Source organism: Rhodanobacter sp. B2A1Ga4 (assembly GCF_018101315.1).
GTDB classification, from domain to species: Bacteria; Pseudomonadota; Gammaproteobacteria; order Xanthomonadales; family Rhodanobacteraceae; genus Rhodanobacter; species Rhodanobacter thiooxydans_A.
Window position 1 is genome coordinate 138,227 of record NZ_JADBJR010000003.1, and the last position, 14,567, is coordinate 152,793.

Annotated in this window: 9 protein-coding genes; 4 read left to right on the forward strand and 5 right to left on the reverse strand. The window is 70.2% G+C overall.

All coding sequences use genetic code 11. The features are described 5' to 3' along the window. Position 1: 1 nt before the first annotated feature. Both IMW82_RS11535 and IMW82_RS11540 read right to left on the reverse strand, forming a co-directional pair. A complete protein-coding gene (locus IMW82_RS11535) occupies positions 2-3,547 on the reverse strand; it encodes a hybrid sensor histidine kinase/response regulator (protein ID WP_211004545.1) in 3,546 nt (1,181 codons plus the stop codon). Positions 3,548-3,685: 138 nt separating this feature from the next. Further along, complete coding sequence (locus IMW82_RS11540; RefSeq protein WP_211004546.1) at positions 3,686-7,285, reverse strand: hybrid sensor histidine kinase/response regulator; 3,600 nt, start codon at positions 7,283-7,285, stop codon at positions 3,686-3,688. 159 nt (positions 7,286-7,444) lie between these two features. On the opposite strand from IMW82_RS11540, the gene IMW82_RS11545 reads away from it, so the two are divergent. Further along, positions 7,445-8,911: a GTPase gene (locus IMW82_RS11545; protein ID WP_211004547.1), complete on the forward strand. Its 1,467-nt coding sequence runs from the start codon at positions 7,445-7,447 to the stop codon at positions 8,909-8,911. A 44-nt stretch (positions 8,912-8,955) separates the two neighbouring features. Here the strand turns inward: IMW82_RS11545 and IMW82_RS11550 are convergent, their stop codons facing one another. From IMW82_RS11550 to ubiH, 3 genes are all read right to left on the reverse strand, one after another. Further along, positions 8,956-9,750, reverse strand: a complete 795-nt coding sequence (locus tag IMW82_RS11550; RefSeq protein ID WP_211004548.1) for a dienelactone hydrolase family protein — start codon at positions 9,748-9,750, stop codon at positions 8,956-8,958. Between the two features lie 135 nt (positions 9,751-9,885). Continuing rightward, complete coding sequence (locus tag IMW82_RS11555; protein WP_211004549.1) at positions 9,886-11,097, reverse strand: UbiH/UbiF/VisC/COQ6 family ubiquinone biosynthesis hydroxylase; 1,212 nt, start codon at positions 11,095-11,097, stop codon at positions 9,886-9,888. After that, positions 11,094-12,317: a 2-octaprenyl-6-methoxyphenyl hydroxylase gene (gene ubiH / locus IMW82_RS11560; RefSeq protein WP_211004550.1), complete on the reverse strand. Its 1,224-nt coding sequence runs from the start codon at positions 12,315-12,317 to the stop codon at positions 11,094-11,096. The genes IMW82_RS11555 and ubiH overlap by 4 nt, the downstream gene beginning before the upstream one ends. Positions 12,318-12,438: 121 nt before the next feature. Between ubiH and IMW82_RS11565 the strand changes: the two genes are divergently transcribed. Genes IMW82_RS11565 through IMW82_RS11575 form a run of 3 tightly spaced genes read left to right on the forward strand, consistent with a single transcriptional unit; the run spans position 12,439 to position 14,553 of the window. Beyond that, on the forward strand, positions 12,439-13,050 hold the full coding sequence (locus IMW82_RS11565) for a hypothetical protein (RefSeq protein ID WP_108472666.1): 612 nt from the start codon (positions 12,439-12,441) through the stop codon (positions 13,048-13,050). Position 13,051: 1 nt separating this feature from the next. Further along, positions 13,052-13,624: a cob(I)yrinic acid a,c-diamide adenosyltransferase gene (locus IMW82_RS11570; protein WP_211004551.1), complete on the forward strand. Its 573-nt coding sequence runs from the start codon at positions 13,052-13,054 to the stop codon at positions 13,622-13,624. 11 nt (positions 13,625-13,635) lie between these two features. Next, positions 13,636-14,553, forward strand: a complete 918-nt coding sequence (locus IMW82_RS11575; protein ID WP_211004756.1) for a histone deacetylase family protein — start codon at positions 13,636-13,638, stop codon at positions 14,551-14,553. Positions 14,554-14,567: the final 14 nt, after the last annotated feature.

Here is a 14,567-nt window from a genome sequence, read left to right on the forward strand (position 1 = left end):
CTCATGCCGGCACGGTGGCACCGTCCACCACCCGCGCCAGCGCGCCGACCAGTTGTTCGCCGCTGAGCGGCTTGCGCAGGAAGCCGTCCATGCCCACCGCGCGCGCCTTCGCCTCGTCCTCGCTGCCCTGGCGGGCAGTCACCGCCACGATCGGCAGGTGCTGCCCCGCGTGCTCGCGCTGACGGATCAGCCGCGCCACCTGGAAGCCGTCGACGCCGGGCAGGTCCAGGTCCAGCAGCACCGCATCGAACTGCGCGTGCGCCAGCTCGGCCAGCGCGGCCAGCCCGTTGACCACGTGCACCACCACGTGGCCCTCGCGCTCCAGCAGGCCACGGATCACCGCCGCCACGATGGTGTCGTCCTCCACCAGCAGCAGCTGGTAGCGGCGCCCGCTCGGCACTTCCACCGGCGGCGGCACCACCGCCGGCTCGGCCAGCGGCAGCCGTACCCGGAACGTACTGCCGTGCCCCAGCCGCGACTCCAGCTCGATGCTGCCGCCCATCATGTCCACCAGCTCGCGGCAGATCGCCAGGCCCAAGCCGCTGCCGGCGCGCCGCTGCGGGCTGTCGGCCTGCTCGAAGCGCTGGAACAGCCGTGCCTGGCTCGCCTCGGGAATGCCCGGGCCGGTGTCGCTCACGCTGAACTGCAGGCCGTCGGCCAACGGCTGCGCGCTCAGCGTGACGCTGCCGTGCTCGGTGAACTTCAACGCGTTGTTGGCCAGGTTCAGCAGGATCTGCTTGATCCGTACCGCGTCGCCCAGCAGCTGCGCGGGCAAGTCGTCGGCCAGCTCCAGCACGAAGCGGATGCCCTTGGCGTGCGCCAGGCCCTGCTCCAGCTGCGCCACGTCCTCCAGCAGTTGTCGCGGCTCGAACGGCACCGGCTCCAGTTCCAGCTTGCCGGCCTCGATCCGGGCCAGGTCCAGCGCATCGTTGAGCAGCTTCAGCAGCATCCCGCCGGAGCGCTGCATCGCCTGCGTGTAGCCCTGCTGCTGCCGGTCCAGCGGCGTGCTCAGGAGCAGCTCGGCCATGCCCATCACGCCGGTCATCGGGGTGCGGATCTCGTGGCTCAGCGTGGCCAGGAACTGCGTCTTCGCCGCGCTCGCCGCCTCCGCCAGCTGCCGCTGCTGCTCGACCAGCTGCACGTGGTGCCGCTGCGCCATGCGCCGCCGCCAGCTGCGCAGCACCAGGCCGACCAGCGCCGCCAGCAGCAACACATAAATGACCCATGCCCACCAGCGTAGCCACGGCGGTGCTTCGACATGGATGTGCAGCGGCGCGGCCAGGTGCACCCACAGGCCGTCGGCACCCGCCGCCATCACGTCGAGCGTGTAGTCGCCGGCGCCCAGTCCGCTGAAATCGCGCTCGCCGCGGCTGCCGGTGTCGACCCAGTCGTTGTCGAAGCCGTGCAGCAGGAAACGGTACCGGTTGGCGGACGGCGCGATGTAGGAAAACACCCGCGCCTCGATCGCGAGCTGGCTGTCGTGCCAGTCCATGTGCAAGGGCTGCGTGCCGATCGGCAGTACCTGGATGACGCCACGGTGGCGCACCCGGGCCTGGGTGAGCGCCATCTGCGGCACGCTGGTTTGCCGGTTGCTCCGGTCCGGGTTGAACGCCACCACGCCGCCCAGGGTGGCGGCGTAGATGTAGCCGCTCGGCATCCGCGCGTAGCCGCGGAAAAACTCGCCGTTGGTCAGGCCGTCCTGCAGGCCGAATGAACGGAACGTGCCGCTGTCCGGGTCGAACCGCCACAGGCCGTCGTGGCCGAATACCCAGACGCGGCCCGCGGCATCGACGCGCAGGTCGGTGACGTTGAGCGATGGCCAGCCATGCGTCGCATCGACCCGGCGATCGACCACGATGCCGTCACCGCGACGGCGGTAGTGGACCAGCCCGTCGGCATTGGCCATCCACAGCCCGTCGGCGGTGAAGTCGAAGGCGTCGACGGATTGCCCGGTCGGCCCGCCCGGCACCATCACGAAACGGTCCTGCGCCTTGTCCAGCCACATCATGCCGCCGTCGCTGGCGTACCAGAAGACGCCGTCGCGCAGCGTCATCTGGCTGCCCCAGCGCACCTTGTCGCTGGAGCCATCCATCGGCACCGACTGGATCGCCAGCGTCTCCGGGTCGATGCGGAACAAGCCCTGGCCAAAGGTGCGCGCATACATCTGGCCGTCCGGACCAGGCTCGACCTCCAGCGGCCGCTGCATCATCGCGCCGGCCGGGTCGACCCGGTCGAGCCGCCCGTCGGTGTCGCGGTACAGCGCGCCCTGCACCACAACCCACAGGCGCTGCTTCGCGTCTTCGGTCATGCCGATCACGTCGCCGCGTAGCCCCGACAACACGTGCTCGACCATGCCGGTCACCGGGTCGAGCCGGTCGACCCGGCCCCCGCGCTGGCCCACCCAGACGTGGCGACCGTCCTTGCCACGCGCCATCGTGGTGGCGATCGCGTCGCGCAGGCTGGACGGATCGTCCGGCGTGTGGGTAAAGCGGCTGAAGCGGTTCCAGCCCGGCCCCAGGTACGCCACGCCGCCGTCGTACAGCACCGCCCACAGGCCGCCTTCGCGGTCGACCATCAGCTGCCACACCCAGGTGCCCGGCAGGTTGCCGTAGAGCACCGGCTGGTCGGTCACCGCGGTCACCGGCCCGCCAGTGCGCGCCTGCAGGAACAGCCCCTTCTGCGTGCCGACCCACAGCCGGCCCGCGTTGTCGCGCACGCTGCTCATCACGTTGGTGTCGGGAATCATGCCAGTACCGAAACGCCGCGCCACGCCGTCCGCGCCGACGATCCACAAGCCGTCGGTGGCGGCGATGCGCACTTCGTCGCCGCTGCCGTCGATGCGCCACGCGTCGATGGTTCGCCGCGGTTCGGCCGACGGCACGCGGCGGATCGTGCCTTCCGCCTCGCGCACGAATACGCCATGGCTGCTGCCAATCCACAGCCGCCCGTGCCCGTCCACGTACAGCGCGGCGACGGTGCCGACCGCGGCTGGCGTGGCACCGAGCAGCGGGTCGACCACGTGCTCGAAGCCGCGCTGGTCCGGGCGCATGCGGTCGAGCCCGCCAGCGCTGCCCACCCACAAGCTGCCGTCGGCGGTTTGCGCGACCGCCCAGACCCGGTCGCTGGACAGGCTGGCCGGGTCGGCTGGGTCGTGTCCCCAGTGCCGAAACGTGCCGCTGGCCTCGTCGTAACGGTTAAGGCCCGCATTCAGGCCGGCGGCCCACAGGCGCCCCTGCCGGTCGACCGTCAGCGTGGCGATGCCATTGTTGTACAGCGAGCCCGGGTCATTCTCGGCATGCCGGAACACCTTGAAGCCGATGCCGTCGAAACGTGCCAGGCCACCCTTGGTGCCGAACCAGATCGCGCCGTCGCGATCCTGCGCCACGGCGTAGACGTTGGTGCTGGGCAACCCGTCCGAGGTGTCGTAGCGACGGAACCGCGGGGTCGGCAGCGGGTCGGCTTGCATCACGGCAGCCGGGGTTGCCGGCACGCCCGACGCGGGCGTGGCCAGCCCGAGGGCCAAGCTCAGCAAGACTGCCGAAAACATTCAGGTTGTCCCCTTCGGGCTTCCATGCCTGCCTGCGCCGTACCGCATGCGGACGAGGCGCCATGGCGGCAGTCAGTCCCGTGCCGCCATGATGCCAAAACCTCCCCGCCGGCGCGAGCGCACGCGCCTGCCCCCGGCTCAGGGCGGGGCGTCGCCCGCCGCCACGACGAACCGCGCCAGCGCTGCAGCCAGCTGCTCGCCGCTGAGCGGCTTGTGCAGGAAGCCGTCCATGCCCACCGCGCGTGCCTTCGCCTCGTCCTCGCCACCGGAGCGGGCGGTCACCGCCACGATCGGCAGGTGCTGCCCCGCGTGCTCGCGCTGGCGGATCAACCGCGCCACCTGGAAACCGTCGACACCCGGCAGGTCCAGGTCCAGCAGCACCGCATCGAACTGCGTGTGCGCCAGCTCGGCCAGCGCAGCCAGCCCGTTGACCACGTGCACCACCACGTGGCCCTCGCGCTCCAGCAGACCGCGGATCACTGCCGCCACGATGGTGTCGTCCTCCACCAGCAGCAGCCGGTAGCTGCGCCCGCTTGGCCGCTCCACCGGCGGCGGCACCACCGCCGGCTCGGCCAGCGGCAGCCGTACCCGGAACGTGCTGCCGTACCCCAGCCGCGACTCCAGCTCGATGCTGCCGCCCATCATGTCCACCAGCTCGCGGCAGATCGCCAGGCCCAAGCCGCTGCCGGCGCGTCGCTGCGGGCTGTCGGCCTGCTCGAAGCGCTGGAACAGCCGTGCCTGGCTGGCCTCGGGAATGCCCGGGCCGGTGTCGCTGATGTTGAACTGCAGACCATCGGGCTGGCGTTGCGCACTCAGCGTGACACTGCCGTGCTCGGTGAACTTCAACGCGTTGTTGGCCAGGTTCAGCAGGATCTGCTTGATCCGCACCGCGTCGCCGAGCAGTTGCGCCGGCAGGTCCTCGGCCACGTCGAGCACGAAGCGGATGCCCTTGGCGTGCGCCAGGCCCTGCTCCAGCTGCGCCACGTCCTCCAGCAGTTGTCGCGGCTCGAACGGCACCGGCTCCAGTTCCAGCTTGCCGGCCTCGATCCGGGCCAGGTCCAGCGCATCGTTGAGCAGCTTCAGCAGCATCCCGCCGGAGCGCTGCATCGCCTGCGTGTAGCCCTGCTGCTGCCGGTCCAGCGGCGTGCTCAGGAGCAGCTCGGCCATGCCCATCACGCCGGTCATCGGGGTGCGGATCTCGTGGCTCAGCGTGGCCAGGAACTGCGTCTTCGCCGCGCTCGCCGCCTCCGCCAGCTGCCGCTGCTGCTCGACCAGCTGCACGTGGTGCCGCTGCGCCATGCGCCGCCGCCAGCTGCGCAGCACCAGGCCGACCAGCGCCGCCAGCAGCAACACATAGATGACCCATGCCCACCAGCGCAGCCACGGCGGGGCCTGCACATGGATGCTGATCGGCGTGGCCAGCCCGACCCAGCGATCACCGGCACCGGCAGCCTGCACTTCCAGCGTGTAATCGCCCGCGGCAAGCCCCGCAAAATCCCGCTCGGCACGATTGCCCGCATCGACCCAGCCGCTGTCGAACCCGTGCAACCGGAAGCGGTAGCGGTTGACCGCGGGGTTGACGTACGAAGCGAGCCGTACACCCACGCGCAGGTCACGATCGCGCCAGCCCAGTTGCACCACCTTGCTGTCGAGGGCGATGGCGCGTACCTCGCCGGCGCGTTGCACGTTGAGATACGCCAGCGACAACGCCGGCAACGAGCCGGTCTTCTCCGTCTGCAACAGCCGTTCGGGCTGGAATGCCACGACGCCGCCGCTGCTGGCGACAAATATCATTCCGTCGGGCGCCATGGCGGTCGCGGTACCGTCGAAATTTGCATTCGACAGGCCATGCGCCGGACCAAACGACTTGAAGCGGCGCGTGTGCTGATCGAACAGCCACAGGCCCGGATTGGCGAACACCCATAACCGGCCCTGTCGATCCACCCGCAAGTCGCGCAGATCGGACTTGGGCTCCTCATGGCCGAAATCGATGCTGTCATCTTGCACTGCACGTCCGTCGGCATACCGGTAGTGTTCGATCGCCGAGTCACTGGTGGCCAGCCAGAAGCCCGTCGCATCGAAGGCGAAAGCAACGATCTCCTGACGCGGTATGCCCGGCACGAAATGCAGTTTCCCGTCCTTGTCATCCTGCCGCAGCAAGCCGCCCTCGCTCGCATACCAGAGGCTGCCCGCATGGAAAGTGATCTGATCGGGACGCAGGATGCCGTCGCTGCCCTGCTCCATCGGCACCGGTGTGATGGCCAGGCTGTCGGGGTCGACGACGAACACGCCTTCATTCCATGAGGCGACGTACATCCGTCCGGCGTCGCCGGCACAGAGCAGCACCGGCCGTGTCACCCGCGCATGGCCGAGATCGATCGAAGTGAGCTTGCCCCGGTCGAGCAGATGGAGCTGGGGCGGGCTGTCGATCCACAGGCGACCACGCGTATCCTCCGCCAGCGACACGATCTGCCCCTGAATGCCCCGCACGACATGCTGTATCCGGCCGGTGACCGCATCCAGCTTGTCGATCCAGCCATCGTTGCCGCCCAGCCACAACCTGCCATCGCGACTCATCAGAATCGTCGACGCCGCAATACCGGTCAGGCTGTCGGCATCGTCCGGAATGTGGGTAAAGCGGGAGAACCCGCTCCACCCCGGCGGCAGGTAGGCGATGCTGGATTGATCGAAGGTGATCCACAGCCCACCTTCGCCATCGAGAGTCGTCTGCCACGTCTTGCTGCCGGGCAGCCCACCCTGCAACAACGGTTGAGCGGCGACCCGCTGCAGCTGTCCATCGAGATGGTCCCCATCGACAGGATTCGCGTCGACGCGGTCCAGAAAGACACCATCGGCCGTGGCTATCCACAGCCGCCCCGCAGCGTCACGAGTGCTGCTCATGATCCGTTGCGATGACAGCTGCCGGCTCGCCAGCGGCCGCGCCACGCCATCGGCACCGATGATCAGCAGACCGCCGGTCAGCGACACCCGGATCTCGCCGTGCCCGCCGTCGATGCGCCAGGTCTTGCTCAGGTCGCCGCGAAACGAGGGGTCCACCGGCACCTTGTGCATCGTGCCGTCAGGCTCGCGCAGGTACAGGCCACTTTCCGCACCGATCCACAGGCGGCCATCGGCCCCGGCAAACAGCGCCCGCGTCTGGCCGAACGAGGCGGAGTGTTTTCCACCGCCAACGTCCAGCGGCATGTGGTCGAACCCGCTTCCATCCGGTCGCATGCGATCAAGGCCACCCTCCGTGGCCACCCATAACGTGCCGTCGGCCGTCTGTGCCATGTCCCAGACTTCATCGCTGGCCAGGCTGGCCGCCTGCTTGTCATCGTGGGTCCACCACCGGAAGCGCTCGCTCTTCTGGTCATAGGCAATCAGCCCGGTCGAAATGCCACCGGTCCAGACCCGGTTGTCGCGATCGATCAGCAGGGAATACGTGGGGTTGGCGGGCAAGGAGTTCGGGGCATCCGTCGCATGCCGGAACACCTTGAAGCCGACCCCGTCGAAGCGCACCAGGCCGCCGGCCGAGCCAAACCACATCAGGCCGTTGCGATCCTGTGCCACGGCGTAGATCGCGCCGCTGGGCAAGCCGTCCATCGTCCCGTAGCGGCGGAACTGCGGCGTCGGCAACGGACCCGCCGCCTGTGTGTCCGGCGCCACGGGTTCCGCCAGGACAGCGGGCATGGACACGAACAACGCGCCCAGGACCACGCCCAGCAGCCAAGCGGACAACCTTGATCCGTTCCCCATCAGTCCCCCTGATCCGGCGCTGCGAATCCGCGCCGGCCTCGGCCGAAGCCGCGTCCCGACACACGATAGTGCCAAAACCACGTCGCGGGCGCGAACAGGCGTGCGCAAGGTCGACGCCAGGAAGCTGGCTAGAATGCGCGGATGTCCCGACGCCTGCGATTGCTGTTCTCCGCGCTAGCCATGGCCGCCTTGCTATGGCTGCTGTTCGCGGCCGCCGAACGTGCGCTCGCCCTGGCGCAACGCTTCCTCGCGTTGCCGACCTGGCTGCAATGGACGCTGGGCGGCGTGCTGCTGATCTTCGCCGCGGCCGGTCTGAGCGTGCTGTGGTGGCTGCTGCGTCCGCGCCGCAAGCGCCGGCTGCCGCCGGTGCCCGATCGCGGCAGCCTGGAACAGCGCATCGGCCAGCTGCGCGAACGCGGCGCCGACACCGGCGCGCTCGCCGCCGAACTCGACGAGCTCGATCGCCGCCGCGTCAGCGCGCGCGTCTACGTGGCGCTGTTCGGCGAAATCTCCACCGGCAAGTCCAGCCTGATCCGCGCACTGGCACCGCACGCGCAGGTCGCCAGCGACGCCCGCGGCGGCACCACCCGCGCCGTCGGCCACTACGACGGCCAGCTGCCGGACGGCCGCACGCTGGTGCTGGCCGACGTGCCCGGCAGCCGCGAGGCCGGCGGCGAGGCGCACGAAACGCTGGCGCGCGAGGAAGCGCTACGCGCGCACGCCGTGATCTATCTTTGTGCTGGCGACCTCAACCGTAGCCAGGCCGACGAACTGCGCTGGCTGGCCGACTTCGGCAAGCCGCTGCTGCTGGTGCTGAACAAGGCCGACCAGTGGAGCAGCAGCGAACTCGATCAACTGCTGGCGCGCCTGCGCCGGCACGCGCGCGACATCGCCAGCACCGTGCTGGCGGTCAGTGCCGGCGGCAGCGAGCGCTACCAACGCCAGCTTGCCGACGGCAGTACCGAGTCGGTCGAACGCCAACGCAAGCCTGCGATCGAACCGCTGCTGCAGGCCCTCGAACGGCTCACCGCGCCCGGCGCCACAGGCCTGGAGGATCTGCGCGAGAACGCCGTGCTGGCCGGCCTGCACCAGCGCACCGGCACGCTGGAAGCGCAAACCCGCGCCGAGGAAGCCGAACGCATCGTGCGCAAGTACGCCCGCCGCGCCATCGTCGGCGCGCTGGCCGCGGTGGCGCCGGGCAGCGACCTGGTGATCCAGGGCGTACTCGCCACCGGCCTCACCCGCGCGCTGGCCGAGCTGTACGGTGTCAAGGTCAGCGACGTGCAGATCGAGGATTTCGTGCAGCAGGCCAAGCTCACCCTGCGCACCGGCAGCTCGATCGTGCTGGCCGTCGCCGGCAACGCGCTGAAGGCGTTCCCCGGCCTCGGCACGCTGGGCGGCGGCATGCTGCACGCCTTCGCCTACGCGCTGATCTTCGACTCGATGGGCCGTGCTCTTGCCGCCTCACTGGCCGAGCGCCATAGCCTCGACCAGGACGACGCCGGCGCCCGCCTCAAGGAACTACTCGCCGACGCCGGCGGCACGCGCCTGCGCCAGCTGGCCACGCTGACCATGGATGCGGTGCGCGAGCGCGAACGCGCGAACTGATCCACGAGCTGATTTTTGAGAACGGGCTGTCGCCCCGCGAATCGCTATGGCGTGCCGGCGAACGCCGCGCGCAGCCAGTCATGCATCAGCCGGTAGCTGCGGGTGGCGGCACGCTCGTCGTAGCGGCAGCCCGGCGAGTTCTCGCCGACTTCGGTGAAGCAGTGCACCGCGTGGCCGATCACCACGAACTGCCAGTCGGCGGGGCTCATGCGCATCTCGTCCATGAACTTGTCCGCGTCGGGCATGGTGCCCTTGTCGTCGGCGCCGTTCATGACCAGCACGCGTGCCTTGATGTTCTTCGCCAACGCTGGGTTGTCGGTATCCAGGCCACCGTGGAACGACACCACCGCGGCGACGTCCGCACCACTGCGCGCCAGGTCGAGCACGGCCGAGCCACCGAAACAGAAACCGATCGCGGCCAGCTTCGATGCGTCGAGCGGCGCACTGGCTGCCTGCGCCTTCAGCTGGCCCAGCGCCAGGTTGATCCGCTTGCGCATCAGCGCGCGATCGGCGTACAGCGGCTTCACCGCCGCCTGCGCCTGATCGGCATTGCCCGGCTGCGGACGCACGCCGGCGCCGTACATGTCGGTGAGCAGGATCACGTACTCCTTGCCGGCGATCATCTCGGCCTTCTTTACCGCCACGTCGTTGATGCCGTACCAGTTCGGCACCATCACCAGCCCTGGCCGCTTCGCGCTCGACGCGTCGTCGTAGACCAGCACGCTGTGGAAACGGGTGCCGTCCTGCGTCCACTCGACCGGGCGGTGCACCATCTTCGCCTGTATCGAAAAACTCGAACCGGCCAGCAACAGCAGACAGCAAAGTCGGGCGATACGCATGGTTGATCCTCCGGTGGGTTGGCAGCGCCCTCCCCTGCGCGCAGGGGAGGGTTGGGGTGGGGGCGCTCTTGATCTTCAAGCCAAGAGCTTCACCCCCTCCCGGCCTCCCCCTCCGAACGGGGGGAGGGGCAAAGATCAAAGTCCGGCAGCGTGTTCCGAGAACCGCCGCTTCAGTGGCGCGAATCGATCCAGCAGGCGCACGCCGACGCTGCGCGCGGCAACCAGCGCCGGCGACTGCCATGCGTAGATGCGCGCCAGCGCGTCGAAGCCCAGCGCGTCCAGCGTGTCGGCGCTGCGCCGGCGGCGCGCGTAGCGGCGCAGCACGTGGGCGGCGCCGATGTCGCGGCCGGCCGCGCGGGCGTCGACCAGCGTGTCGCGCAATTCGGCCACGTCGCGCAGGCCCAGGTTGACGCCCTGCCCGGCCAGCGGATGCACCGCGTGCGCGGCATCCCCCAGCAACACGACACGGTCGGCCTGGTAGCGCTCGGCCAGTTGCAGCTTCAACGGGAACGCCGCACGCGGCGTGCTGGCGACGATCCGGCCCAGCCGGAAGTCGCTGGCCACGCCGAGCTCGTCGAGGAAAGTCTTGTCGTCCAGCGCCAGCACGCGCTGCGCCTCGGCCTCGGGCAGCGACCACACGATCGAGCTGCGCCCGTCCGCCAGCGGCAGCAGCGCCAGCGGGCCGCCCGGCAGGAAACGCTGCCAGGCGGTGTCCTGGTGCGGGCGCTCGGTGGCGACGTGCGCCACTACCGCGCGCTGCGCGTAGTCGCGGCCACGCGTGCCAATGCCGGCCAGCTGGCGCAGTGGCGAGGCAGCGCCGTCGGCCGCCACCAGCAGGCCCGCTGCCAATGTCTCGCCGGTGGCCAACTCCAGCTGGATGCGATCCTCGCGCGCCTCAAAACCTTTCACTTCGGCCGGGCACAGCCGGCGCACGCCGGCAGCTCCCAGCGCCTGCCACAGCGTCCATTGCACCAGGTTGTTCTCGACGATATAGCCGAGCCGGTCGCGGCCCTCGCCGGCCGCGTCGAAGTCGATCGCCGCGCCACTTTCGGCGTCCCATACGTGCATGTGCGTGTACGGGCCGGCGCGGGCGTCGCGGATGGCCGTCCAGACGTCCAGTTCATCGAGCAGTGCCAGCGACGACGGCGCCAGCCCGACCACGCGCAGGTCCACCTCGGCGCTCGCGTTCCATGCCGCCGGCGCGCGCGCCTCCAGCAAGGCGGTGCTGAAGCCGGCCCGTGCCAGCGCCAGCGCAGCGGCGGCGCCGACCATGCCGCCGCCGACCACGGCCACGTCCAGCGCAGGCGCGCGGCGGCGGGAGGGCATGTCCTGCAGCGAAGTGTTCATGGCAGGCGCTCCAGCACTGCCAGCGGCGGCTCGCCGCGAAAACCCATGCCGCGCCGCGCCAGCACGCGCTGCAGCGGCGGCAGCCGGTCACAGGCCAGCAACGCCAGCGAGCGCAGTGGCGCCAGCAGCGGCTGCGGCAGGCAGGCCAGCCGTACCAGGCCGTGGCTCATCGCCATGGTGCCTGCGCGATCCGGCGCACGACGTGCGGCGTAGCGCGCCAGCAGATCGGCAACGCCCGGATCGGGTGCGCCCGCCACCAGCTCGGCCAGGGTCAGCGCATCGCGCAGGCCCAGGTTGAAACCCTGCGCGCCGATCGGATGCACGGTCTGCGCCGCGTTGCCGACCAGCACCGCGCGCGGCGCAGTCAGCTGCGCGGCGGCAACCCGATGGATCGCGTACGGATGACGCTTGCCCGGCCGGCCGAGCCGACCCAGTCGCCAGCCGAAACGGCGCTGCGCCAGTTCGATGAAACCCGCATCGTCCAGCGCGGCTACCGCCTCGGCCTCATCGGCGGACACCGTGAGCACCAGCCCGCAGCGGCGCTCAGCCAGCGGCAGCAACGCGACCGGCCCGTCGTCGGCAAAACGTTCGTACGCGCGATTTGCGTGGTCGCGTTCCGGGGTAACCGTGCAGACGAATAAGGTCTGCCGGTAGTCGTGCCGTTCGGCGTCGATGCCGAGCTGCGCACGCACGAACGAGTGCGTGCCGTCGGCGCCGACCAACAGCTGCGTGTCGAGGCTGCGCGCACCGTCGGCGGTTTCGATCTGCGCGCGCCAGCCGCCGGCCAGCGGCTGCAGCGCGGACAACGTGGCCGGCGCCAGCCGGGTCAGCCGGGTGCATTCGTCCAGCCGGCGCAGCAGCGCGGCGCCGAGCTCGCGCGCCGGCAGGGTCCAGCCCAGTGCATCGACGCCCTGTTTGTCGGCATCGATGCGCGCGCTGCCGAACTCGCCGGCACGGCTGACATGGATGTGCCGGATCGGCGTGGCACGAGCGGCGGCGTGCCGCCATACGCCGATCGCCGCCAGCCCGTTGACGGTGGCGCGGGCCAGCGCCAGGTTGCGCTCGTCGTAGCTGGGCTGGGCGTCGGCGCGCGGCGCGGCGGCTTCGACCAGGGTGGCGGCGACGCCGGCGGCATCCAGCGCGATCGCCAGGCTGGCGCCGACCAAGCCGCCACCAACGATCAGCACGCCGCCCTCGACAGGGGTTGCGGAGGGATTCATGCCCGGATGATACGCGCGGGCACGACGTCTCCGCACCGGGCGGCGTGACACCGGCGCATCGGCCCGGCCGCATTGGGCTAAACTTCAACATCTGTATTCAGCCGAGCAGCACGGAGTCCACATGGCAATCGCAACGACCCGACGCCTGGCCATCTTCCTGGGCCTGGCCCTGGTGATGGGCGTCACCCGCTTCCACCCCTCCCTGCTGCACCACGCGTTGTGGGACGCCTCGTGGGGCGTGTTCTTTCTCGCCGGCTTCTGGCTGCGCGGCCAGGGCCGCTGGGCCGGTTGGATGACATTTGCGCTGCTGATGGCCGAGGCGGTGCTGGTGGACTACCTCGTCATCAGCGGCCAGGGCATCGACTTCTGGAGCCATTACTGCGTGTCGCCGGCCTACTGGTTCCTGCTGCCGTCCTACGCGGCGCTGTGGCTGGGCGGCAGCTGGCTGGCGAAGCGCCAGCAGGGCCTGAACCTGCGTACGCTGGGCCTCGCGGTGGCCACGCTGCTGGTCGCCGAGGGCGTCTGCTACCTGGTCTCCAACGGCAGCTTCTACTGGATCAGCGCCAGCGTGCCGGCACCGCGCAGCCTCGGCGCGTGGTTCGGCAACCTTGGCGACTGGTACCTGCCGTTCCTCGCCGGCACCTCGGTCTACGTGGCGCTGGGCGCCGTGCTGCACGTGCTGGCGACCCAGCTGGCGCACGCATCGCAGCGCAGCGGCCACATCCGGCACTGACGTGGGCAACCGGCTCTCGAAGATCTACACGCGCACCGGCGATGACGGCAGCACCGGCCTCGGCGACGGTTCGCGGGTGGGCAAGGATTCGCTGCGGGTCAACGCCTATGGCACGGTGGACGAGCTCAACAGCACGATCGGCATGCTGCTGGCCGCCGACGGCGTCGATGACGAAGTGCGCGAGGCACTGACCCAGGTGCAGCACGACCTGTTCGACCTCGGCGGCGAGCTGTGCATTCCCGGCATGGCGATGGTCGAGGACAGCGACATCGAGCGGCTGGAGCGCATCCTCGACGAACTCAACGAACCGCTGCCGCCGCTGAAGGAGTTCATCCTGCCCGGCGGTGGCATGGCCGCCGCCTGTGGCCACCTGGCGCGCACCGTGTGCCGCCGCGCCGAGCGCGAAGTGATCGCGCTGTCGCGGGTGGAAGATATCCGCAACCAGCCGCAGCGCTACCTGAACCGGCTGTCCGACCTGCTGTTCGTGATCGCGCGCGTGCTGGCCCACGCCAGCGGCCACGGCGAAGTGCTGTGGCAGCACGAACGCCGCCGCAAGCCCAAGCCTGTCGGGTAAGCCGCGGCATGCTGCGGCTGTACACCCACCCTGCCTGCCTGCAGCACGACCCGGGCCCGGGACACGTCGAACGGCCGTCACGGCTGCACGCGGTGTTGCAGGCGCTGGACCACGACCGTTTCGCCGCGCTCGACCGCATCGAGGCGCCGCAGGCGACCCGCGAACAGCTTTGGCGCGTGCACGACGCGGCCCACGTCGGGGAAATCCTGCTCGGTGCACCGCCAGGCGACCTGCTCGCGCTGGACCAGGACACCGTGATGGGCCCCGGCTCGACCGAAGCGGCGCTGCATGCGGCCGGCGCCGTGGTGGCCGCGGTCGACGCGGTGCTCGGCGGCGAAGTGCGGCGTGCGTTCTGCGCGGTGCGCCCGCCCGGCCACCACGCCACGCGCGAGCGGGCGATGGGCTTCTGCCTGTTCAACAACATCGCCGTGGGCGCCGCCCATGCGCTGGCCGCACATGGCCTGAAGCGGGTCGCCATCGCCGATTTCGACGTGCACCACGGCAACGGCACCCAGGACATATTCGAGCGCGAGCCGCGCGTGCTGTTCGTCTCCAGCCACCAGTCGCCGCTCTACCCTGACAGCGGCGGTGAGGACGAACGCGGCGTGGGCAACATCGTCAACGGCACGCTGTCGCCCGGCGCCGGCTCGTACGAATTCCGCGAGCTGTGGGACGGCGTGCTGCTGCCTCGGTTGCATGCCTTCAAGCCGCAGCTGGTACTGGTCTCGGCCGGCTTCGACGCCCACCGCGACGACCCGCTGGCCGACCTCCGGCTGGGTCAGGAAGACTACGCGTGGATCACCGGACGGCTGGCGGCGCTGGCCGACGCGCATGCCGGCGGTCGGCTGGTCTCCACCCTGGAGGGCGGCTACGACCTCGCCGCGCTGGCTGCCAGCGTGAGCGCGCACGTCGGCGCCCTCATCGAGTAAAAACCTGCGCAGCA